Here is a 21,919-nt window from a genome sequence, read left to right as displayed (position 1 = left end):
GCCGACAGTGCTCAGATGTCGAGGAAGCGGACGTCCTTGGCGTTGCGCTGGATGAACGAACGCCGTGCCTCGACGTCCTCACCCATCAGCACCGAGAACAGGTCGTCCGCGCGGGCCGCGTCGTCCAGCGAGACCTGACCGAGGACACGGTGGTCGGTGTCCATGGTCGTGATGCGCAGCTCCTCGGCGTTCATCTCACCGAGACCCTTGAAGCGCTGGACCGAGTCGTCCTTGATGCGCTTGCCGCTCCGCTTGCCGAGCTCGATCAGCGCGTCCCGCTCCGGGTCGGAGTAGGCGTACTCGAAGTCGTCCCGGCCCCACTTGATCTTGTAGAGCGGCGGGCGGGAGAGGTAGACGTGCCCGGCCTCGACCAGCGGCCGCATGAAGCGGAAGAGGAAGGTGAGCAGCAGGGTGTTGATGTGCTGACCGTCGACGTCGGCGTCCGCCATCAGAATGATCTTGTGATAGCGGAGCTTCGCGATGTCGAAGTCCTCATGGACCCCGGTGCCGAACGCCGAGATCAGCGCCTGCACCTCGTTGTTCTGCAGGATCTTGTCGACCCGTGCCTTCTCGACGTTGAGGATCTTGCCCCGGATCGGAAGGATCGCCTGGTACTGCGGATTACGGCCGGACTTCGCGCTGCCGCCGGCGGAGTCACCCTCGACGATGAAGATCTCGCACTGCGTCGGGTCGTTGGACTGGCAGTCGCTCAGCTTGCCCGGCAGCGACGCCGTCTCCAGCAGGCCCTTGCGGCGGGTCAGATCGCGCGCCTTACGGGCCGCGACCCGGGCCGTCGCCGCCTGGATGCCCTTGCGGATGATGTCCGCGGCCTCGTTGGGATTGCGGTCGAGCCAGTCCGTGAGGTGCTCGTGGACGACCTTCTGCACGAAGGTCTTCGCCTCGGTGTTGCCGAGCTTCGTCTTCGTCTGGCCCTCGAACTGCGGCTCGCCGAGCTTGATCGAGATGATCGCCGTCAGACCCTCGCGGATGTCCTCACCCGTGAGGTTGTCGTCCTTCTCGCGCAGCAGCTTCTTGTCGCGCGCGTAGCGGTTGATCAGACCCGTCAACGCGGCGCGGAAGCCCTCTTCGTGCGTACCGCCCTCGTGGGTGTGGATGGTGTTCGCGAAGCTGTAGACACCCTCGCTGTACTGGGTGTTCCACTGCATCGCGATCTCGACCGAGAGCAGGCGCTCCTTGTCCTCGGCCTCCACGTCGATGACCGTGGGGTGCACCAGCTCTCCCTTGCGGGAGTTCAGGTACTGCACGAAGTCGACGATGCCGCCCTCGTAGTGGTAGCGCACCGAGAGGGGCTTGCCCTCTTCGTCCACATGGTCCGCGCGCTCGTCCGTCAGCGCGATCGTCAGACCCTTGTTGAGGAACGCCATCTCCTGGAAGCGCCTGGACAGCGTCTCGAAGCTGTACTCGGTGGTCTCGAAGATGTCGCCGTCGGCCCAGAACGTCACCGAGGTGCCGGTCTCCTGCGTGGCCTCCTGCTGGGCCAGCGGCGCCGTCGGCACACCGAGCTTGTACTCCTGCGTCCAGCGGTGGCCGTCCGTGCGGACCTCGACCGCCACCCGCTGCGACAGGGCGTTCACGACCGAGACACCCACGCCGTGCAGACCACCGGAGACCGCGTAGCCGCCGCCGCCGAACTTGCCGCCGGCGTGCAGCACCGTCATCACGACCTCGACGGCCGGCTTGTTCTCCGACGGCACGATGCCGACCGGGATGCCGCGGCCGTTGTCGATGACGCGTACGCCGCCGTCGGCCAGGATCGTGACGTCGATGGTGTCCGCATGGCCGGCCATCGCCTCGTCGACGGAGTTGTCGACCACCTCTTGCACGAGGTGGTGCAGACCGCGCTCACCCGTCGAGCCGATGTACATGCCAGGGCGCTTGCGGACCGCGTCCAGGCCTTCGAGGACGGTGATCGCACTGGCGTCGTACGACTTCTCCACCGAGGAGTCGCCCATGACGCCGGCAGGAACCCCCTCTTCTGTGGAAGCCGTGTTGTTCTCGTTGAGGTCGCCGGAGTCGGCCACGAAGCGCCCTTTCTGGCACAGCACGAGCCCTTCCGCGCCTGCGGGGGTCACCCCGGATAAGACAGGCGGGAGCGGCTGCGTCGTTCGACATGTTCCGCGAGTGGGCGGGATTGCCACCAGTCTACCGGTAGCGCTGACACTCATGGGGGTTTGCAGGCACCTGAGTCGTCATGTGCCGCCCTGAACTCACGTCCGCCGACTCCCCATATCCGAGAAGGGGCCTCAGGACGCTCACACGGGCACTCAGCGCTTCGGGCTGTCAACCGGCCGCAACCGTGAGCGGAGTCTCACCCGCCCCACCCGTGAACTGACGTCATCCGCCGTGCCGCACGGCTCAGCCGTACGTGTCCCCCGGGCCCTTGCTGCCCGGCGCCCGCAAGGGCCCGTAGCGCCGCGCCGGCCCACCCGGACCCAGCACCTTGATCAGTTTTACGGTGCCCTGCCCCAGGTCCGCGTTGAGCCGCGCCACCAGCTGCGGCGCCAGCAGCCGCAGCTGCGTCGCCCACGCCGTCGAGTCGCACTGCACCGTCAGCACCCGGGCGTCCTCGTCGTACTTCTGCGGCTCGCAGTGCTGCGCCACCTCGGGACCCACCATCTGCGGCCAGCGCCCCATCACCCCGCCGACCGCCGCCGGGGTCTCCCAGCCGCGCTCGGTGATCAGGCGGTTGATCGCCGCACCGAGCGGCAGCGGATCACGGCCGTCCGCCCGCGCGCCCGAACGCAGCCCGCCCCGCTTGGCCTGCTTCTTCTGCTGCGCCGCCGCACCCCGGGCGCGCGCCTGCTCCTTGGCCGCCACCAGCGCCTGCCGCGCCAGATCGATACCGGACAGCTCCGGCGGCTTGGGCGGGTCGGGCGGCACGGACCCCTCGGCGCCCCCTTCGGGACGCTCCGAAGGCTGCTCACCGCTCACGATGTCACCGACGTCACTGCCGCACCCTCATCACGCCGCGACCTTCGTCGCGGCGCCGTCCGCGACCGCGAACCGCGCACCGGCCAGCACCCCCGGCACGTCGTCGTCCACAGCGGCCGTCACCAGCACCTGCTCGCCCGGCGCCACCAGCTCCGCCAGCCGCTCCCGGCGCCGCGCGTCCAGCTCGGCGAAGACGTCGTCGAGGACCAGCACCGGCTCATTGCCCTCGCCGCGCAGCAGGTCGTACGACGCCAGCCGCAGCGCCAGCGCATACGACCAGGACTCGCCGTGGCTCGCATACCCCTTCGCCGGCAGCTGCCCCAGCTTCAGCACCAGATCGTCGCGATGCGGACCCACCAGGGTCACCCCGCGCTCGATCTCGTTCTTGCGGGCCGCACCGAGCGCCTCCAGCAGCACGCCGTACAGCTCCTCGCGGGTCGCGGCCGCGCCCATGGCCTCGCCGGCCGACCCGCGGTACTCCAGCGCCAGCGGCCCGCCGCCGGGCGCCAGCTGCTCGTACGCCTTGTCCGCCAGCGGCTGCAGCGCGGCGATCAGATCGAGCCGCTGTGCCAGCAACTCGGCGCCCGCGCGCGCCAGATGCTGATCCCACACGTCCAGCGTCGAGAGATCCATCTGCCGCCCGCCGTGTCTGCGGGCCAGCGCGGCGGTCTTGAGCAGGGTGTTGCGCTGCTTGAGGACGCGGTCGTAGTCCGAGCGCACCGCGGCCATCCGCGGCGACCGCGCGGTGATCAGCTCGTCCAGGAACCGCCGGCGCTCGCCCGGATCACCCTTGACCAGCGCCAGATCCTCCGGCGCGAACAGCACCGTCCGGACGATCCCCAGTACGTCACGCGGCCTGACCTGCGAGGAACGGTTGATCCTGGCGCGGTTGGCCTTGCCCGGATTGAGCTCCAGCTCCACCAGCTGCTGCCGCTCGCCCTGCACGACCGCGGCCCGGACGATCGCCCGCTCGGCGCCCATCCGCACCAGCGGGGCGTCCGAGGAGACGCGGTGGCTGCCGAGCGTGGCCAGATAGCCGACGGCCTCGACCAGATTGGTCTTGCCCTGGCCGTTGGGGCCCACGAAAGCCGTGACGCCCGGGTCGAGCGGGACCTCGACCCGGGCGTAGGAGCGGAAGTCGGCAAGTGACAGATGCGATACGTGCATGGCTCCTGCCGACCTCCCCGGCTCTGCTACCTGGTGTTCCCGGTGTTCCTGCGCTTCCGGCCCTCCGGTTTCCCAGTGCTGCCGGCCGCTGCTACTTCTTGTTCTCGACCGCGTGGCCGCCGAACTGGTTGCGCAGCGCGGCGATCATCTTCATCTGCGGGGAGTCGTCCTGGCGGGACGCGAAGCGGGCGAACAGCGACGCCGTGATCGCGGGCAGCGGCACGGAGTTGTCGATCGCGGCCTCGACGGTCCAGCGGCCCTCACCGGAGTCGGCGGCGAAGCCGCGCAGCTTCTCCAGGTGCTCGTCGTCGTCCAGCGCGTTGACGGCCAGGTCGAGCAGCCAGGAACGGATGACTGTGCCCTCCTGCCAGGAGCGGAAGACCTCGCGCACGTCCGTGACGGAGTCGACCTTCTCCAGCAGCTCCCAGCCCTCGGCGTAGGCCTGCATCATCGCGTACTCGATGCCGTTGTGAACCATCTTCGCGAAGTGGCCGGCGCCGACCTTGCCGGCGTGCACCGAACCGAATTCGCCCTCGGGCTTGAGCGCGTCGAAGATCGGCTGCACCTTGGCGACGTCGTCCGTGGCACCGCCGTACATCAGCGCGTAGCCGTTCTCCAGGCCCCAGACGCCACCGGAGACGCCGCAGTCGACGAAGCCGATGCCCTTGGCCTTCAGCTCCTCGGCGTGCTTCTCGTCGTCGGTCCAGCGCGAGTTGCCGCCGTCCACCAGGACATCGCCCGGCGAGAGCAGCTCGGCCAGCTCATCCACCGTCGACTGGGTGGCGGCACCGGCGGGCACCATGACCCAGACCACCCGCGGACCCTTGAGCTTGCCCACAAGCTCTTCGAGGCTGTGGACATCCGCCAGGTCCGGGTTGCGGTCGTATCCGACGACGGTGTGGCCGGCGCGGCGAATGCGCTCGCGCATGTTGCCGCCCATCTTGCCGAGACCGACGAGACCGAGCTCCATCAGAGACCCTCTTTGCACGTAGTCGTTGCTGTTCGTACCCGGGTCCGAGCCTACGCCCGCAGGTGCGTGCACACCTGTGGGCTCAGCCGCTCATCAGGGCCCCGTCAGCCGGACGCCGCAAGGGCTCCGACCAGGGGCCGGGAGCCCGGACCGCCCGGCTTCGGACCGCCGTCAGCCGGACAGCCGCACCGGCATGATCAGGTACTTGTACGCGTCGTCCGCCTCGGCGTCCTTGGCCGGCCGGCCGCTGAGCAGCGCGGGCTTGGTCGAGGTCGTGAAGGACAGCTGTGCCACCGGGGAGTCGATGGCCGACAGGCCCTCCAGCAGGAAGCCGGGGTTGAAGGCGATCGAGATGTCGTCGCCGTCCAGATCGGCGTCCACCCGCTCCACAGCCTGTGCGTCGTCGCTGGAGCCGGCCTCCAGGATCAGCACACCCTGCTCGAAGCTCAGCCGGACCGGGGTGTTCCGCTCGGCCACCAGGGCGACACGCTTGACGGCCTCGACGAACGGGGCGGTCTCGATCACGGCGACGGAGTTGAACTCGGTCGGGAACAGCGTGCGGTACTTCGGCAGATCGCCTTCGAGCAGCCGCGTCGTCGTACGGCGCCCGGCACCCTCGAAACCGATCAGCCCCTCACCGGCACCGGAGCCGGACAGCGCCAGCGTCACGGTGTCGCCGCTGCTCAGCGACTTGGCGGTGTCCAGGAGCGTCTTGGCGGGGACCAGCGCGACGGCGGAGGCGTCCGGGCTCTCCGGCTTCCACAGGAACTCGCGGACCGCGAAGCGGTAGCGGTCGGTGGAGGCCAGGGTGACGGTGTCGCCCTCGATCTCGATCCGCACGCCGGTGAGCACCGGCAGGGTGTCGTCACGGCCGGCGGCGATGGCCACCTGGGCGGCGGCAGCGGCGAAGACCTCACCGGGGACGGTGCCGGTGGCGGTGGGCATCGTCGGCAGGGACGGGTACTCCTCCACAGGCAGTGTGTGGAGCGTGAAGCGAGAAGAGCCGCAGACGACGGTCACCCGTACACCGTCGGTGGAAATCTCCACCGGGCGGTTGGGGAGGGCTCGGCAGATGTCGGCGAGCAGCCGGCCGGAGACGAGGACGGTGCCGTCCTCCTCGACATCGGCTTCCACGGAGACCCGCGCCGAGACCTCGTAGTCGAAGCCGGAGAGGCTCAGGGTGCCCTCCTCCGCCTTCAGCAGCAGGCCCGCGAGGACGGGCACCGGCGGACGGGCCGGGAGGCTCTTGGCCGCCCAGGCCACTGCCTCCGCGAGTACATCGCGCTCCACCCGGATCTTCACCGGAAACCGCCTCCTGCTGTTGCTGGCTCTCGCCCTGCTGGCCTTCGTCGTCGGCTGAGTTGCCGGAGACCAGTCTGACGTACGCCACCGACAGTCGGTGCGGCTCGGGGTCAAGTCGACTCGACCGGTGTCGGGCACTCGTCGGCCAAGTTGTGCACAGGACCCGTTTCGAAGCGAGTTCCCCGGTAGATATCCGTGGTCGTAGTAGTAGGGGCTGTGGAAACCGTGGACAACTGCTTTTTCGCAGGTCAACGCGGATTTTTTGTCCACCGGCCCTGTGGGCGGAGGCCGTGGATAACTCGGGGGTTCTGTGGACCGCCCAAAGTTCTGCACACCCGATGCACAGGAGAGGGGTACTTCTCCCCAGCGTCGTCCCCAGCTTTACCCACGTTCCCCACAGCCCAACCGACCACCTTGGTGTGACGGCTTTCACTCGCTCCGGTGAGAGCGGGTGTTGCGTTGCCGAACAGTGGACAGGGGTGTGGAGAAGCTGGGGACAACACCGGCTCGCCTGTGGGCAGCCGGTGGACAACCCGAACACCCCCCTGTGGACGAAATCTTCATCCACAGCCTGTGGATCACGGTTGACCACAAATCCACACCCGGCTGACCTCGTCCGATGGCCCGTCAGGACACCGGCCTGTGGATCCCACAGGGATAACTTTTCAGTCCCCAGGGTGTGGACGGAAGATTTTTGCCCAATCTGTGGAGAGAGGCCGTGACCAGGCCCGGAATCGAACACAGGCGGCCCGTTCCACAGGTTTGGGACGGCCGCGAGAGGTGCCCGGGGGCGGTTCGAAGGGGCGGATCGGAGTGCCGGCGCCCGTCCTCAGGCGTCTTGAGCGAGTGCCGCAGGAGCCCGTACACGGAAGAAGGGCACCCCGGGAGTGGGTCCCGGAGCGCCCTGGGCGCGCCTGTGAAAGCCGGCCGCGCCCCCGCCCGTCAGCCGCTCGCCGGCTCCGTCAGCCGTTCTTGATGCGGTTCGTCAGCTCGGTGACCTGGTTGTAGATGGAGCGCCGCTCGGCCATCAGCGCGCGGATCTTGCGGTCGGCGTGCATCACGGTCGTATGGTCACGGCCGCCGAACTGCGCACCGATCTTCGGCAGCGAGAGATCCGTCAGCTCGCGGCACAGGTACATCGCGATCTGGCGGGCCGTCACCAGCACCCGGCTGCGCGAGGATCCGCACAGGTCGTCGATGGTCAGCCCGAAGTAGTCGGCGGTCGCGGCCATGATCGCGGTAGCGGTGATCTCCGGAGCGGCGTCCTCACCCCCGGGGATCAGGTCCTTCAGCACGATCTCGGTCAGCCCGAGGTCGACCGGCTGCCGGTTGAGCGAGGCGAACGCCGTGACGCGGATCAGCGCGCCCTCCAGCTCGCGGATGTTGCGCGAGATCCGCGACGCGATGAACTCCAGCACCTCGGGCGGTGCGTTCAGCTGCTCCTGGACCGCCTTCTTCCGGAGGATCGCGATCCGGGTCTCCAGCTCGGGCGGCTGGACGTCGGTGATCAGGCCCCACTCGAAGCGGTTGCGCAGCCGGTCCTCCAGGGTGACCAGCTGCTTGGGCGGCCGGTCGCTGGACAGCACGATCTGCTTGTTCGCGTTGTGCAGCGTATTGAAGGTGTGGAAGAACTCCTCCTGCGTCGACTCCTTGCTCGCCAGGAACTGGATGTCGTCGACGAGCAGGATGTCCATGTCGCGGTAGCGCTTGCGGAACGCGTCCGCCTTGCCGTCGCGGATGGAGTTGATGAATTCGTTGGTGAACTCCTCCGAGCTCACGTACCGCACCCGGGTGCCGGGGTAGAGGCTGCGCGCGTAGTGCCCGATGGCGTGCAGCAGGTGGGTCTTGCCGAGACCCGACTCCCCGTAGATGAACAGCGGGTTGTACGCCTTCGCCGGCGCCTCGGCGACGGCGACCGCGGCGGCGTGCGCGAAGCGGTTGGAGGCGCCGATGACGAAGGTGTCGAAGAGGTACTTCGGATTCAGCCGCGCGGTGGGCTCGCCGGGACCGGTCGCCGGCGCGGGCTGCGCGGCGAGCGGGCTGGGCGCACCGCTGGGTGCGGGCAGTCCGGAACGGCCGGGCGGCTGGTGCTCGGAGAGATCGCGGCGGTGCGGCGGCTGGTGCTGCTGGTCATAAGGAGAGCGCGGCCCGTCCGCATGCTGCGGAGGGCCGGAGCGGTCGGGAGCCTGCGAGCGGTAGTCGTTCTGCGGCTGCTGGTGTTGCTGGTGCTGCTGTGTGTGCGGGGGCGGCGGGGAGGCGTACGGATCGCGGTCGGGAAAACCGCCGAGGCGCTGCTGCTGCCATCCGTAGTCGTCACGGTGGCCGGGGCCGCCGCCCATCCCGGAGGAGTGCTGCGGCCAGGCGCCGGGCTCGTGCCGGGGCTGCTGGTGCTGCTGCTGGTAATCGGGATAGGCGGGCCGGACGCTGGGCAGGTCGTCGTTCTGCCGCCCGTAGCCCTGCCGGTTGTCGTGCCGGGAGTCGTGCCGACTGTCGTAGCCGTCGTACGCGTCGTGCTGCTGAGACTGCGGGTGTTGCTGCTGTGAGTGCTGCTGCTGCTGCGGCGACTGGTGCTGCGACTGCTGGTGCTGAGGCTGCTGATGTTGCTGAGCTGCGGGGGACCCGGACGGCGCCGGCGGTTCCTCCGCGGAGTCGTCCACGGTGATCGCGATCCGGATCGGCCGCCCGCACTCATGGCTGAGCGCTTCCCCGATCAGCGGCGCCAGCCGGCCTTCGAGCACGCCCTTGGCGAATTCGTTGGGGACGGCGAGCAGCGCGGTGTCCGCCACCAGCGCCAGCGGCTGGGTGCGCTTGAGCCAGTCCTGATCCTTCGGCTTGAGGCCGTCGGCGTCCGCGCGCAGGAGGTGATCGAGTACGCGGGGCCAGACTGCGGCAAGATCGGCAGGAACATCAGCCACAGGGCACGCTCTCTCACAGTCCCACGAATGTGTGATTCTCAGGACGGGCGGGAAGGAATCGGAGTTCGGCCACGGTAGTCAGGCCGGGCCTGGGGATTCAAGTTGTTGTCCACAGGCTGTGCATAGTGTGTCCTGACAAGGCCCCGTGTGGGCCGCGAAGTAGCGGGTTTGACCGGATGGCGCAGCCGCGCGTACCGTGACCAGGTCGAGTTGTCGATGGCTGCTGCCGCCTGCCTCCGATGGGCAAAGATCGCGCTCTTAGTGATCGTGTAGCGGTGCACTTAGGCGTTGCGAGCTACTCGTGGGCGCACGGTGACAGCCAGTCGACGCCCCACATCTGTCTCTCCCGAGACAACAAGCATTCCTGGAGCCCCCGAGTGAGCAAGCGCACCTTCCAGCCGAACAACCGCCGCCGCGCGAAGACCCACGGCTTCCGTCTGCGCATGCGGACGCGTGCCGGTCGCGCCATCCTGGCGACCCGCCGTGGCAAGGGTCGCGCCCGCCTGTCGGCCTGACAGCCAGACCTAGGTCCATGACGTGCTGCCTACCGAGTATCGGCTGAGGCGGCGCGAGGACTTTGCGACCGCGGTACGCCGGGGACGCAGGGCCGGGCGCCCGCTCCTTGTCGTCCATTTTCGTAGCGGTGCAACGGACCCGCACGCGTCGGGGGAACGTGTTTCCCCGACGCGTGCGGGTTTCGTCGTGAGCAAGGCCGTTGGCGTCGCTGTCATACGCAACAAGGTCAAGCGCCGCCTTCGCCACCTCATGCGCGACCGGCTGGACCGGCTGCCCGCCGGTAGCCTGGTTGTCGTACGGGCCCTGCCCGGCGCGGGTGAGGCGGATCATGACCAGCTGGCCCGCGACCTGGACGCCGCGCTGTCGCGGCTGCTGGGAGGGGTGCCGAAAGGCTGCAATCCCCCGGGGGCGGCGACCCACAGCGGCACCGCCGCGGGCCCCCGGAACCCCGGACGGGACCCGGGAGGGAGCGCACAGTGAAGTACCCGCTGCTGCTTTTGATCAAGCTCTACCAGTGGACCATCAGCCCCCTGCTGGGCCCGGTCTGCAAGTACTACCCGTCGTGCTCGCACTATGGCTACACCGCCATCGACCGGCACGGCGCGGTGAAAGGGACCGCGCTCACAGCCTGGCGCATCCTGCGATGCAATCCGTGGTCGCTCGGTGGCGTCGACCACGTCCCTCCCCGGAAGCGTCCGGTTTGGCATCAGCGGCTGAGGAGCCGCCTGGGCGGGCCCACCGTCCCTGAGCCTGTCGCCCAGCCCGAGACTCAGCCCAACGCCCAAGGAGCCTGATTCGTGGACACGATCCTCGGTCCCCTCTATATCGCTGTTTCCTGGATCATCGTCCAGTTCCACTCGTTCTACAGCCTCATTTTTGACCGGAACAGTGGCGCGGCGTGGGGTCTGTCCATCGTCTCGCTGGTGGTGCTGATCCGTATCTGCCTGATCCCGCTCTTCGTGAAGCAGATCAAGTCGACGCGGAACATGCAGGCGCTCCAGCCGAAGATGAAGGCGATCCAGGAGCGCTATAAGAGCGACAAGCAGCGCCAGTCCGAAGAGATGATGAAGCTCTACAAGGAGACGGGCACCAACCCGCTCTCGAGCTGTCTCCCGATTCTGGCCCAGTCGCCGTTCTTCATCTCGCTGTACCAGGTCCTCAACCACATCGCGCAGAACAAGACGGTCGGCGTCATCGACCAGCCGCTGCTGGAGAGCGCCCAGAAGGCGCACATCTTCGGTGCTCCGCTGGCGGCGAAGTTCCTGGACAGCGCGGAGAAGATCCAGAGCCTCGGCGCTTCGCTGGTGGACGTCCGCGTCGTCACGATCATCATGATCGTCCTGATGTCGGCGTCGCAGTTCTACACGCAGCGCCAGCTGATGACCAAGAACGTCGACCTCACGGTGAAGACACCGTTCATGCAGCAGCAGAAGATGCTGATGTACGTCTTCCCCATCATGTTCGCCGTCTTCGGTATCAACTTCCCCGTCGGTGTTCTCGTCTACTGGCTGACCACCAACGTGTGGACCATGGGCCAGCAGATGTTCGTCATCCGTCGTAACCCCACCCCGGGCAGCAAGGCCTTCACGGAGCGCCAGGAGCGGCTGCGTGCCCAGGGCAAGCTTGTCGAGGACCCGGCCGAGGTCGAGGCGAAGAAGGCCGTCGAGGAGGCGCGCCAGAACCGCCAGCAGCCCAAGCGGCAGTCGAAGTCCAAGCGCCACACGACGGCCGCCGGCGGTGCCTCCGGCCATGGCGCCGCGAGCGCCGGGACGCAGAGCCGCACGCGTGCCGGTTCGTCGGGCTCCGATGCGGACGGTGCGAAGAAGCAGTCGCTGGAGAAGAAGGCCCCGCAGGACAGCAAGGCGCAGGACAGCAAGAAGGGCGGCACCCCCGCGAAGGGCAGCTCCGCCTCCGGGTCCCGTAACACCAAGTCCGGACAGCGCAAGGGCCAGCAGCGCCCCAAGCACCCGTCCAAGAAGTAACAAGGAGTCCTTTCGTGACGGACACGACCCCTGCCACCAAGGGCACCGACACCCTGACGCGCCTGGAGCAGGAAGGCGAGATCGCGGCCGACTACCTCGAGGGTCTGCTCGACATCGCGGACCTCGACGGCGATATCGACATGGACGTCGAGGCCGACCGCGCCGCTGTCTCGATCATCAGCGACTCGTCCAGCCGCGACCTGCAGAAGCTGGTGGGTCGCGACGGTGAGGTCATGGAGGCGCTGCAGGAGCTGACCCGCCTCGCCGTGCACCGTGAGACCGGCGACCGCAGCCGTCTGATGCTGGACATCGACGGCTTCCGTGCGCGCAAGCGTGAGGAGCTGGCGAAGATCGGCGCGAAGGCGGCGGAGGAGGTCAAGGGAACCGGTGAGCCGGTGAAGCTGGACCCGATGACGCCCTTCGAGCGCAAGGTCGTCCACGACGCGGTGGCCGCGGCGGGTCTGCGCAGCGAGTCCGAGGGCGAGGAGCCGCAGCGCCGCGTGGTTGTCCTCCCGGCCTGATTTCTCAGCGCTCAGTTGTTCTTTGGCCCCGTCTGCTCGCAGGCGGGGCCAAATCTTGTCAGCGTTCTGTGTTATCCCGGGGCGTACTCCCGGGTTCCCGGCAGGAAAAGCAGTCAGAGGAAGGGGCGGTTCCCGTGACCGAGGAAGCAGCGGCGGAGCTCCCTCCCGCGCCGAAGGCGGCGCAGGAGGTATTCGGTGAGCGCCTTCCGGAGGCTGTGCGCTACGGCGAACTGCTTGCCGATGCGGGGGTGCGGCGTGGGCTCATCGGCCCGCGCGAGGTGCCTCGTCTGTGGGAGCGGCATCTGCTGAATTGCGCGGTGCTCTCCGAGGTGGTGCCGCAGGGTGTCTCGGTCTGCGATGTGGGCTCCGGGGCAGGGCTTCCCGGCATTCCGCTGGCGCTGGTGCGCCCTGATCTCAAGATCACGCTCCTGGAGCCGCTGCTGCGGCGTACGAATTTCCTCCAGGAGGTCGTCGAGCTGCTCGGCCTCGACCATGTGACGGTCGTGCGAGGGCGGGCCGAGGAGGTCATGGGCCAGCTTCCGCAGGTGCATGTGGTGACCGCGCGAGCGGTGGCGCCGCTCGATCGCCTGGCCGGCTGGGGCGTCCCCCTGCTGCGGCCCTACGGCGAGATGCTGGCGCTCAAGGGCGATGCGGCGGAGGAAGAGCTCAAGGGTGCGCGAGCGGCGTTGAGCAAGCTCGGTGTGGTGGAGACGTCGGTGGTGCATGTGGGCGAGGGGATCGTGGATCCGCCCTCCACCGTGGTGCGGGTCGAGGTGGGCGAGAGCCCCGGCGGTGTGCGCTTTGCGACCAAGCGGGCGAAGGCGGCGCGGGTCAGCCGCGCGTCGAGGAGCCGTCGACGGTGATGCCCTGATGCCGAAGAGGCGCAGGCCGGCAGTGATCGCGCGGGCGTGTCGTCGACGCGATGAAGGAAAGAGTGCGTTCCCTATCCGCTATCAAATCGGTGCAAAGCGGAGTGTCGCGGCTTAATCGGGCGTGACGCTGGCATCGTGTTTCACGTGAAACGTCGTTCTCTGCTGCAAGGGATCATCGGCCGTGGTCGTGCGGCCGCCGCGCCCCAGACCCGGAAGCCCGCAAGGGTGACGGAAGTATCCACAGAAGTGGATTCGTCCACAGGAGAGGGGACCTCACTGGTTCACGGCACCGAAAGCATGGCAGGCTCTGAACATTGCGAGCCTGATGTCGAGGAGAGTGAATCCGTGCGGTCCGACGCCAATATCGCGGGACCGATGACCGATCCGGTCCCCGGTCCCCGTACCGAGTCGTTCGGGGACGACGTTTCACGTGAAACGCCGCCCCCGATGGACGACACCCCGATCGGCCGCGCTGCCCAGTTGGCGGTAGAGGCACTCGGCCGGGCAGGCGAGGGGCTGCCTCGTCCCGAACAGACCCGGGTCATGGTGGTTGCCAACCAGAAGGGCGGGGTCGGTAAGACCACGACCACGGTGAACCTGGCGGCCTCGTTGGCACTGCACGGGGCGCGTGTTCTGGTGATCGACCTCGACCCTCAGGGCAACGCCTCGACGGCGCTGGGCATCGATCATCATGCCGAAGTGCCGTCGATCTATGACGTGCTGGTCGACAGCAGACCGCTCTCCGACGTGGTGCAGCCGGTGGCGGACGTGGAGGGGCTGTTCTGTGCGCCTGCCACGATCGACCTGGCCGGCGCCGAGATCGAGCTGGTCTCACTGGTGGCACGCGAGAGCCGGCTCGACCGGGCCATCCAGGCGTACGAACAGCCGCTGGATTACATCCTCATCGACTGCCCGCCCTCCCTCGGCCTGCTGACCGTCAACGCGCTGGTCGCCGGCGCCGAGGTGCTGATCCCGATCCAGTGCGAGTACTACGCGCTCGAAGGCCTGGGACAGCTGCTGCGGAACGTCGAACTGGTGCGAGGGCATCTCAACCCCAAGCTCCATGTGTCGACGATCCTTCTCACCATGTACGACGGGCGCACCCGGCTGGCCTCCCAGGTCGCCGATGAAGTGCGCAGCCACTTCGGCAAGGAGGTGCTCCGTACGAGCATCCCTCGCTCGGTGCGCATCTCCGAGGCGCCCAGCTACGGGCAGACGGTGCTCACCTACGACCCGGGATCCAGCGGCTCGCTCTCGTATCTCGAAGCGGCTCGGGAGATCGCGTTGCGTGGGGCTCCGCAGACCGGGGGCCAGGGCCTCAGCGTCAACTATGAAGCACAGCACAGCACGCCGGAGGGGACTCAGTGAGTGAACGACGTAGAGGGCTGGGCCGTGGGCTCGGTGCGCTGATCCCTGCCGCACCGCAGAGCACGGACAATGCCGGGCCCGCAGTGGGACGAGGAGCGACGTCACCGTCGTCCGTACCGGTCATGGACCCGGAACGAGGAGTGGCGGCGGCGAAGGTCGCTTCGCTGCCGGCGCATGGCGTTTCCCGTGAAACAGAGGCGCCGGTCGAACCGGAAGCGCCGGTCGCGGCGGAGGTAGCCGGCGCGCATTTCGCCGAGGTGCCGCTGGACGCGATCAAGCCGAACCCGCGCCAGCCACGTGAGGTCTTCGACGAGGATGCCCTCGCCGAGCTGGTCGCCTCCATCCGGGAGGTGGGCCTGCTGCAGCCGGTGGTGGTCCGTCAGACCGCACCGGAGAAGTTCGAGCTCATCATGGGCGAGCGCCGCTGGCGGGCGTGCCGTGAGGCCGGGCTGGAGAAGATTCCTGCCATCGTCCGGGCCACGGACGACGAGAAGCTCCTGCTCGACGCGCTTCTGGAGAACCTGCACCGGGCACAGCTCAATCCGCTGGAAGAGGCTGCCGCCTACGACCAGTTGCTCAAGGACTTCGCGTGCACCCACGACGAGCTGGCTGACCGGATCGGCCGGTCGCGGTCGCAGGTCTCCAACACCCTGCGTCTGCTGAACCTCCCGCCGTCCGTGCAGAACCGGCTCGCCGCGGGAGTGCTTTCTGCGGGACACGCCCGTGCCCTGCTTTCCGTGGACGACGCGGAGGAGCAGGACCACCTCGCTCACCGCATCGTGGCGGAGGGGCTGTCGGTGCGCACGGTCGAGGAGATCGTGAAGCTGATGGGCTCGGAGACCAAGAACGCGGGCAAGGCCAAGGGGCCCCGTGCGGGCGCCCGGGTGTCCCCCGCGCTCACCGGTCTTGCCTCCCGGCTGTCCGACCGCTTCGAGACCCGGGTGAAGGTCGACCTCGGTCAGAAGAAGGGGAAGATCGTCGTTGAGTTCGCCTCAATGGACGATCTGGAGCGCATTCTCGGCACGCTCGCTCCCGGCGAGGGTCGCGTCCTGGGAAAGTCGCTCTCCGACGAGAACGACGAAGAGCAGTGAGCTGACGCACCGGCTCCAGGGTGGGCCGTGTTCCGGAGTCCATACCGGAACACGGCCCACCCTTTGCTCTTGCACGGTACCCGTGCCCGTAAAGGGTGGATACGATGCGATCGGGTATGGCACGCATCCACACGGAAACCACCTCAGATCGAGGAGAGGGCCATGCGATCGGTGAACCGCACCGGACTGTTGGCAGCGGGGTTCGGCCTCGCGGCCGTAGGAGGGTTCGTCGGTGGTCTGCTCAAAGAGCAGGCGGCACTGACGGCACTTCGTGGTGCGGCGAGCGAGGGAAGTGAGGACCTGGCTTCATGGGCCGTCGGCTCGTACCGCTCACACTGGACAACCTTCCGGATCTCCCCAAGCGTTGCCGCTCCTGTGTCTTCTGGGAGCTCGACCCCGTCAGCGGTGAAGCCGCGGTAAAGGCGGGCCGGCCCGAGCTGGAGAAGGAAGCCTGGATTTCGGCGGTGCTGCTGGAATGGGGGTCCTGCGGGCGGGTTGTTCATGTCGACGATGTGCCGGTCGGCTTCGTGATGTACGCCCCGCCGGCCTACGTGCCGCGCTCCACCGCCTTTCCCACCAGCCCGGTGTCGCCGGACGCGGTACAGCTGCTCACAGCCCGGCTGATCCCCGGCTATCAAGGGCAGGGGCTGGGCAGGGTGATGGTCCAGACGGTCGCCAAGGATCTGATTCAGCGAGGCTTCAAAGCCATCGAGGCCTTCGGCGATGCCCGCTGGACCGAACCGGCCTGTGTTCTGCCAGCCGACCATCTCCTCGCGGTGGGCTTCAAGACCGTGCGTCCTCATCCCCGGTTCCCTCGGCTGCGCCTCGAACTGCGGACCACTCTCTCGTGGAAGGAAGACGTGGAGCTGGCCCTCGACCGCTTGTTGGGGGCAGTCCAGAAGGAGCCGGCCCTCCGCCCCCTGTAGGCCCTTGGCCATCTGCTCACGGCAGCAGAAACGGGCCCGCCCCTCGATGGGGTGGGCCCGTTTCCCGTGAAACGCTGCGGCGTGACTCAGGCGAGGTAGTCGGCCAGGTCCCGCTCGATCGCGGCCTTCGGCTTGGCACCGACGATGGTCTTCACGACCTCGCCGCCCTGGTAGACGTTCATGGTCGGGATCGACATGACGCCGTACTTGGCGGTGATCGCCGGGTTCTCGTCGGTGTTCAGCTTGGCGATGACGATCTCGTCGTGCTCCGAGGCGATGGCCTCCAAGGACGGGGCGACCTGGCGGCAGGGGCCGCACCAGGTGGCCCAGAAGTCGACCAGAACAGGCTTGTCGCTCTTGAGGACGACCTCTTCGAAGTTGTCGTCCGTCACGGTTACCGTGGCGCCGGCCATGGCACTCTCCTTACTGGGTGGGTGGTGGGAAAGCTGGGGTACGAGGGTCAGACGGAGGCGGTCTTCTCGGGCTCGGCAGCCTCGCCGTCCGTCAGTGCCGCCAGGAACCGCTCGGAGTCGAGGGCGGCGGAGCAGCCCGTGCCGGCCGCGGTGATCGCCTGGCGGTAGGTGTGGTCGACGACGTCACCGGCGGCGAACACGCCCGCCAGGTTCGTACGCGTGCTGGGCGCCTCGACCTTGAGGTAGCCCTCGTCGTCCAGATTCAGCTGACCCTTGAACAGCTCGGTCCGCGGGTCGTGGCCGATCGCGATGAACAGGCCGGTCACCGGGAGTTCGGAGGTCTCGTCGGTCTTGAGGTTGCGCAGCGTCAGACCGGAGAGCTTGTTCTCACCCTGGATCTCGGCGATCTCGCTGTCCCACACGAACTTGATCTTCGGGTCGGCGAAGGCACGATCCTGCATGGCCTTGCTCGCCCGCAGGGCGTCGCGGCGGTGGACGACCGTCACGGACTTGGCGAAGCGGGAGAGGAAGGTGGCCTCCTCCATCGCGGTGTCACCACCACCGATGACGGCGATGTCCTGGTCCTTGAAGAAGAAGCCGTCGCAGGTGGCGCACCAGGACACGCCGCGCCCGGACAGCTCGTCCTCACGCGGCAGTCCGAGCTTGCGGTGCTGGGAGCCGGTGCTGACGATGACGGCCTTCGCGCGGTGCACCGTGCCCGCGGTGTCGGTGACGGTCTTGATCTCTTCGGAGAGGTCGACCGAGACGATGTCGTCCGGCACGAGCTCGGCACCGAAGCGCTCGGCCTGGGCGCGCATGTTGTCCATCAGGTCCGGACCCATGATGCCGTCGCGGAACCCGGGGAAGTTCTCCACGTCGGTGGTGTTCATCAGCGCGCCGCCGGCGGTGACGGCACCTTCGAAGACCAGCGGCTTCAGGGACGCGCGGGCGGTGTAGAGCGCTGCGGTGTAGCCCGCGGGCCCGGAGCCGATGATGATCACGTTGCGGACGTCGCTCACGGGTGTCTTCCTTGTCTCTGCCGACTGCTTGCTGGGGCTCTCTCGGAACTCTCACCCCACCCAACGGATCCTACGGGTCGAGCATTCCCGGAGTGCCACAGCGCACAGCTCGTCGCTCAGTCTCGCCTGTACGAGTGGGTCAGCAGAACCTCTCCCGCAGCGGGCGGAGTGGCGGAGACGCACGAGGAGGCTACGACATACGCCGAGACGCGCGACGGGTCGGAGGGCGCCGGCAGCACGACGAGATAGGCGGCCTTGCCTTCGTAGGTGCGCTGGCTGGCGGCGAGTGGCGTCTCGGTACGGCCGATGCCCTGTCGCACGCACGACGGGACGGTGTCGGCCCCACCGCGCAGGGGCGTCTCGGGGGAACTGCGGGTGCCGATCTCCGGGGACTTGTGCGTCCCCTTGGACGCGAGCAGCTCCTGGACATGCGCCCCGAGGTTCGAGGCGGTGAGATCGGTCGAGCCGCTCGGGCTCCCCGGGGCGGACGCGGTGTGCTGGTCCTGGCTGCTTCCCTGATTTCCGTCGGTGGCGGAGTTCTGGATGAGGAAGCCGCCGAAGCTGAACACCGCTGCGGCCGCTGCGGTGCCCAGCAGAATGCGGGGCCAGCGCCGCGACCGGACGGTCCGGCTGCCCGGCGACTGCCTGCCAGGCCCGGACGTACCGTGCGGCCGACCGGCCGGCCGGGTCGCGGTGGCACCACGGGTGGCCACGGTTCCTTCCGTTTCACGTGAAACGGAAGCGGGAGTGGGAGTGGTTCTGGTTTCACGTGAAACCAGCGTTGCCCCGCTTGGAGTCGTGGCGTCGAGCAGCGCCTCGGCGGCGAGAGCCGCATCGATACGACCGGCGACATCAGCCGGCATCCGCGAGGGGCCCGGAAGTGTGCCGAGCAACCCTCGGATCTCCTCCAAGGACGCATAGACGTCTTCGCAGAGTGCGCAGGCGGCAAGATGGCCGCGCACTTCCGCGGAGCGGGACGGCGAAAGCAGTCCCTCTGTGAGATCGGAGATCTCCGAGACCTCCGGGTGTCCGTCCGTGCTGGTTGCCGACGTCACGCTCGCCCACCTCCGCCCTTCACGGCACCTGTGTCCTTCGGCTCTGCCGTCGGTGGGACGGATGTCCCCTGCGCCCGGTTCCTTTCCCGGCTCGCCGGTCTGCTATCCCCGCCGTCCGCGCGCAGATGGGTGACCAAGGGGAGGAGCCGGGCTCGCCCTCGCGAGCAGCGGCTTTTCACCGTTCCGGTGGGGACTTCGAGGATCTCGGCGGCCTCGGCGACCGGGTAGCCCTGCATGTCCACGAGGACGAGAGCGGCGCGCTGTTCCTCGGGGAGTGTGCGCAGGGCGCTGAGGAGCTCGCGGTGCAGATCCTGACGCTCGGCCGGGACAGCAGCGGACTCATGCGGCTCGAGAAGCTGTTCCAGGCGCTCGGTCTCGGCGATGGGTGAGGTGCGCCGGGAAGCGGTTTTGCGGGCCCGGTCCAGGCAGGCATTGACCGTGATGCGGTGCAGCCAGGTCGTGACGGCGGACTGGCCTCGGAAGGTGTGGGCCGCGCGGTAGGCGGATACCAGAGCGTCCTGCACGGCGTCGGCGGCTTCCTCGCGGTCACCGAGGGTGCGCAGGGCCACGGCCCAGAGCCGGTCGCGATGGCGGCGGACAATCTCCCCGAACGCATCGGGGTCGCCTGCGACATGACGGTCGAGAAGGTCTTGGTCGCTGCAGCCGTCCAGCGAGCTCACGTATGGGCCCCCTCCCCTTCATGCTGCCTTCGTGGCACCAAGATCGGTCATTCCGCCTGTGTGGTGGACCACCCTATGACACGACCGGCAATTAGGGACCCCCTCGTTTTGCGACTCCTTTTCGGGCGCCAGGCGGCGTTTCGGGGCAATTCCGTAATGTTCACCGACCACGGAAAGGCGAGGAAACGGTGTGCGCGGGGCATTTCGTCTGCCTCGGTCCTGCATCGCTGAGGACAGCTGTCCGAATTCAACGCTCGGTCGGCTTGGATCCAGGCTTGGCGGCCGCCTTGCCCAGGCGGGGGCGGTGCGCGGCACACGCTGCCACGCCGCCCCGTCGGCCGGTCGCAGGACCGGCCGGCCCTCAGCCGTCAGCCGGTCACCGTGATGTCGGAAATTCCGCCGCGATACCGCCCCGTCCCGTCGCTCGGGAGCTCGGTGACATGGACCAGTACGTACCGCGCCTTCACCGGCTTATCGAGCTTCACCGTCAGGTTGTTGCCGGATTTCTCCAGTTTGGAGAGACGCTGCGAGAAGTCGCTGAGCGACGACGGATTCGACGTGGACGACGGCGCGGCAAGAACTTCCGCGGTCTGGCCCCGCCGGTACATGGTGACCTTGACGCCGGAGAGCTGTTTCACGCTCCCGAGGTCTACGATGATCCCGCTGCCCTCCTTGCGGCTCGGCAGATTGCCGAAGTTCGCCCACCCCAGGAAACCTCCGGTCACCCAGGCGGTTTTCGGGTTGCCGTCGGTGGAGAAGGAGGCCTTTTCCCCGGAGAACGGGGCGGCGAGCGGCGAGAACTCCGTGGCGCTCTGGACCGCGAGCGGCTTCGAGGACTTCTGATTCGTGCCGTTCTGCGACTGCGGAGGGCGGGGATCGCCCTGATCGTTCTCGTTCTTCAGGAGGGCGTCCGCGAGCTGCCAGCTTCCCAGGCCCAGAGCGGCGATCAGCAGCCCGGAGACGCACCACTTGAGGGCGCGCCCGGTGCGGCTCTGCAGCGGGGGCGGCGGCGGGGGGACGGGCCGTGCGGCCCGCGTCGCCGGACCGCCGTTACGGGGCGCCGGCTGCCCCAGCGTGCCCTGCTGGAAGCCGGTGCGCTGGTAGGGCGGCGGGGAGGAGAAGGCGGTCTCCGGAGGCCGGATGCGTGGCATCGCCGCGACGGCCTTGGCCAGCTCCTCGGGAGTGGTGCACGGCTGCTCCTGGCGGGATGCCGTGGCGCCGTCGTTGATCACGGCGCGCATCGCGAGTTCCGAGAGCCCGCGGTGGATCCCCGCGCGGACCTGGTCGGGCGCGATCAGGCCGACGCCCTTGGGCAGGCCGGTGAGGCCGTATGCGTCGTTCTCGTACGGCCAGCGCTGGGTGAGGGCGGCGTACAGCAGTGCGCCGATCGCCTCGGTGTCCGTGCGCTGGGGGTGCTCGCAGGTGATGCCGCGCAGCGCGGCCATGACGGCCAGCCCGCGGATGCGGTACTGCCCGGACTCCGTGCGCAGCACCGATCCCGGGGTGATCCGCAGATGGGCCAGGCCTTCGCGGTGGGCCGCAGCCATGGCCTGGGACACCTGGCTCACGAGCTGGTAGGCGTCGTGCGGTTCGAGGGGGCCGCTCGCGAGCACGGTGGAGAGCTCGGTGGCGTCCGGCAGCCATTCGTGGACGACGTAGACGAGATCGTTTTCCTCGACCGCGTCGAGGACCTGGACGAACCGGGGATCGCCGAGGAGCGCCGAGGAACGGGCGGCAGAGAGCACGGGGCGGGCCCGCGGGTGATCGGCGGGCAGGATGTGCACGCCGACGGCCCGGCGCAACTTTTCGTCGACCGCGCGCCAGCTGCTGAATCCGTCCAGTCGAGTGACGCACTCCTCGAGGCGGTAGCGTCTGGCGAGTTTGTGGCCGCTGTGCAGCTCCGGCGGCCGGGTGTCGGATGTCTCGGCACGCTGCTCGTCGGCGCGTGCCGCGTCCTGTTCACCGCCGGATTCCTCTTCGGCCTTCGCACCGTCGTCCGTGGCCTTACCCGCCTTGGCGGTCAGCGGTTCCTCACCGCTCGTGTCGGCCACGTCGACGGCAGCCGTGCTCCGTTCCGCCACCGTCGTTCCTGCCTCCCCATCCGTTGCAGGCTCAATGAGCCAAGACAATTGTGCCCACAGACCGCCACTATGCACGACACACGGTGGAG

At 68.3% G+C, this 21,919-nt stretch carries 19 protein-coding genes and 1 pseudogene; 9 read left to right on the top strand and 11 right to left on the bottom strand.

Translation table 11 applies throughout. The features are described from left to right. Positions 1-11: 11 nt before the first annotated feature. The 6 genes from gyrB to dnaA all read right to left on the bottom strand — a co-directional run bounded on the left by gyrB (position 12) and on the right by dnaA (position 9,306). Positions 12-2,042: a DNA topoisomerase (ATP-hydrolyzing) subunit B gene (gene gyrB, locus ACIRQ7_RS18500; RefSeq protein WP_404263567.1), complete on the bottom strand. Its 2,031-nt coding sequence runs from the start codon at positions 2,040-2,042 to the stop codon at positions 12-14. A gap of 334 nt (positions 2,043-2,376) precedes the next feature. After that, complete coding sequence (locus ACIRQ7_RS18495; protein ID WP_404263921.1) at positions 2,377-2,901, bottom strand: DUF721 domain-containing protein; 525 nt, start codon at positions 2,899-2,901, stop codon at positions 2,377-2,379. A gap of 81 nt (positions 2,902-2,982) precedes the next feature. Next, positions 2,983-4,119, bottom strand: a complete 1,137-nt coding sequence (gene recF, locus ACIRQ7_RS18490) for a DNA replication/repair protein RecF (RefSeq protein WP_404263566.1) — start codon at positions 4,117-4,119, stop codon at positions 2,983-2,985. Between the two features lie 91 nt (positions 4,120-4,210). Beyond that, positions 4,211-5,089, bottom strand: coding sequence for a phosphogluconate dehydrogenase (NAD(+)-dependent, decarboxylating) (gene gnd, locus ACIRQ7_RS18485; protein WP_401464336.1), 879 nt, complete (start codon positions 5,087-5,089; stop codon positions 4,211-4,213). A 171-nt stretch (positions 5,090-5,260) separates the two neighbouring features. Beyond that, complete coding sequence (gene dnaN / locus ACIRQ7_RS18480; protein WP_401464339.1) at positions 5,261-6,391, bottom strand: DNA polymerase III subunit beta; 1,131 nt, start codon at positions 6,389-6,391, stop codon at positions 5,261-5,263. A gap of 962 nt (positions 6,392-7,353) precedes the next feature. After that, the gene (gene dnaA / locus ACIRQ7_RS18475) at positions 7,354-9,306 is read right to left on the bottom strand and encodes a chromosomal replication initiator protein DnaA (RefSeq protein ID WP_404263564.1); all 1,953 of its coding nucleotides are present in this window, start codon (positions 9,304-9,306) and stop codon (positions 7,354-7,356) included. Between the two features lie 377 nt (positions 9,307-9,683). Between dnaA and rpmH the strand changes: the two genes are divergently transcribed. The 9 genes and pseudogenes from rpmH to ACIRQ7_RS18430 all read left to right on the top strand — a co-directional run bounded on the left by rpmH (position 9,684) and on the right by ACIRQ7_RS18430 (position 16,582). Further along, the gene (rpmH, locus tag ACIRQ7_RS18470; protein WP_030354375.1) at positions 9,684-9,821 is read left to right on the top strand and encodes a 50S ribosomal protein L34; all 138 of its coding nucleotides are present in this window, start codon (positions 9,684-9,686) and stop codon (positions 9,819-9,821) included. A gap of 22 nt (positions 9,822-9,843) precedes the next feature. Further along, a pseudogene (gene rnpA, locus ACIRQ7_RS18465) lies at positions 9,844-10,203 on the top strand (ribonuclease P protein component); the annotation flags it as partial. Between the two features lie 95 nt (positions 10,204-10,298). Further along, complete coding sequence (yidD, locus tag ACIRQ7_RS18460; protein WP_393893043.1) at positions 10,299-10,616, top strand: membrane protein insertion efficiency factor YidD; 318 nt, start codon at positions 10,299-10,301, stop codon at positions 10,614-10,616. A 3-nt stretch (positions 10,617-10,619) separates the two neighbouring features. After that, the gene (yidC, locus tag ACIRQ7_RS18455) at positions 10,620-11,804 is read left to right on the top strand and encodes a membrane protein insertase YidC (protein WP_404263563.1); all 1,185 of its coding nucleotides are present in this window, start codon (positions 10,620-10,622) and stop codon (positions 11,802-11,804) included. Positions 11,805-11,818: 14 nt separating this feature from the next. Beyond that, positions 11,819-12,325 carry a protein jag gene (locus tag ACIRQ7_RS18450; protein ID WP_401464348.1) on the top strand — a complete coding sequence of 169 codons (507 nt, stop codon included), beginning with the start codon at positions 11,819-11,821 and terminating at the stop codon, positions 12,323-12,325. Between the two features lie 134 nt (positions 12,326-12,459). Continuing rightward, positions 12,460-13,188: a 16S rRNA (guanine(527)-N(7))-methyltransferase RsmG gene (gene rsmG / locus ACIRQ7_RS18445; protein WP_401464351.1), complete on the top strand. Its 729-nt coding sequence runs from the start codon at positions 12,460-12,462 to the stop codon at positions 13,186-13,188. A gap of 306 nt (positions 13,189-13,494) precedes the next feature. Beyond that, a complete protein-coding gene (locus ACIRQ7_RS18440) occupies positions 13,495-14,565 on the top strand; it encodes an AAA family ATPase (protein ID WP_401464354.1) in 1,071 nt (356 codons plus the stop codon). Further along, on the top strand, positions 14,562-15,656 hold the full coding sequence (locus ACIRQ7_RS18435) for a ParB/RepB/Spo0J family partition protein (protein ID WP_404263561.1): 1,095 nt from the start codon (positions 14,562-14,564) through the stop codon (positions 15,654-15,656). The genes ACIRQ7_RS18440 and ACIRQ7_RS18435 overlap by 4 nt, the downstream gene beginning before the upstream one ends. Positions 15,657-15,964: 308 nt before the next feature. After that, positions 15,965-16,582 (top strand): GNAT family N-acetyltransferase, encoded by a 618-nt coding sequence (locus ACIRQ7_RS18430; protein ID WP_401464359.1) that lies wholly within the window; start codon positions 15,965-15,967, stop codon positions 16,580-16,582. An 86-nt stretch (positions 16,583-16,668) separates the two neighbouring features. Here ACIRQ7_RS18430 and trxA read toward each other — a convergent pair whose 3' ends face one another. From trxA to ACIRQ7_RS18405, 5 genes are all read right to left on the bottom strand, one after another. Beyond that, positions 16,669-16,995 (bottom strand): thioredoxin, encoded by a 327-nt coding sequence (gene trxA, locus ACIRQ7_RS18425; protein ID WP_401464362.1) that lies wholly within the window; start codon positions 16,993-16,995, stop codon positions 16,669-16,671. 47 nt (positions 16,996-17,042) lie between these two features. After that, complete coding sequence (gene trxB, locus ACIRQ7_RS18420; protein ID WP_401464365.1) at positions 17,043-18,014, bottom strand: thioredoxin-disulfide reductase; 972 nt, start codon at positions 18,012-18,014, stop codon at positions 17,043-17,045. Between the two features lie 116 nt (positions 18,015-18,130). After that, positions 18,131-18,727 (bottom strand): hypothetical protein, encoded by a 597-nt coding sequence (locus ACIRQ7_RS18415; protein WP_404263559.1) that lies wholly within the window; start codon positions 18,725-18,727, stop codon positions 18,131-18,133. Between the two features lie 338 nt (positions 18,728-19,065). Then, positions 19,066-19,749, bottom strand: a complete 684-nt coding sequence (sigM, locus tag ACIRQ7_RS18410; RefSeq protein ID WP_404263557.1) for an RNA polymerase sigma factor SigM — start codon at positions 19,747-19,749, stop codon at positions 19,066-19,068. Between the two features lie 368 nt (positions 19,750-20,117). Next, positions 20,118-21,830 (bottom strand): protein kinase family protein, encoded by a 1,713-nt coding sequence (locus ACIRQ7_RS18405; protein WP_401464373.1) that lies wholly within the window; start codon positions 21,828-21,830, stop codon positions 20,118-20,120. Between the last annotated feature and the right edge of the window lie 89 nt (positions 21,831-21,919).

Origin of the sequence: Streptomyces sp. NPDC101393 (assembly GCF_044767385.1) — a bacterium.
In the GTDB taxonomy this organism is placed as follows: domain Bacteria; phylum Actinomycetota; class Actinomycetes; order Streptomycetales; family Streptomycetaceae; genus Streptomyces.
Note: the sequence above shows the minus strand (reverse complement) of the source record. Positions and strands in the feature narration are given on the sequence as shown.

Coding starts and splice junctions, on each gene's coding strand:
- recF (WP_404263566.1), bottom strand. CDS start 4,119: ATGCACGTATCGCATCTGTCACTTGCCGACTTCCGCTCCTACGCCCGG.
- gnd (WP_401464336.1), bottom strand. CDS start 5,089: ATGGAGCTCGGTCTCGTCGGTCTCGGCAAGATGGGCGGCAACATGCGC.
- ACIRQ7_RS18440 (WP_401464354.1), top strand. CDS start 13,495: ATGGCAGGCTCTGAACATTGCGAGCCTGATGTCGAGGAGAGTGAATCC.
- ACIRQ7_RS18430 (WP_401464359.1), top strand. CDS start 15,965: ATGGGCCGTCGGCTCGTACCGCTCACACTGGACAACCTTCCGGATCTC.
- trxA (WP_401464362.1), bottom strand. CDS start 16,995: ATGGCCGGCGCCACGGTAACCGTGACGGACGACAACTTCGAAGAGGTC.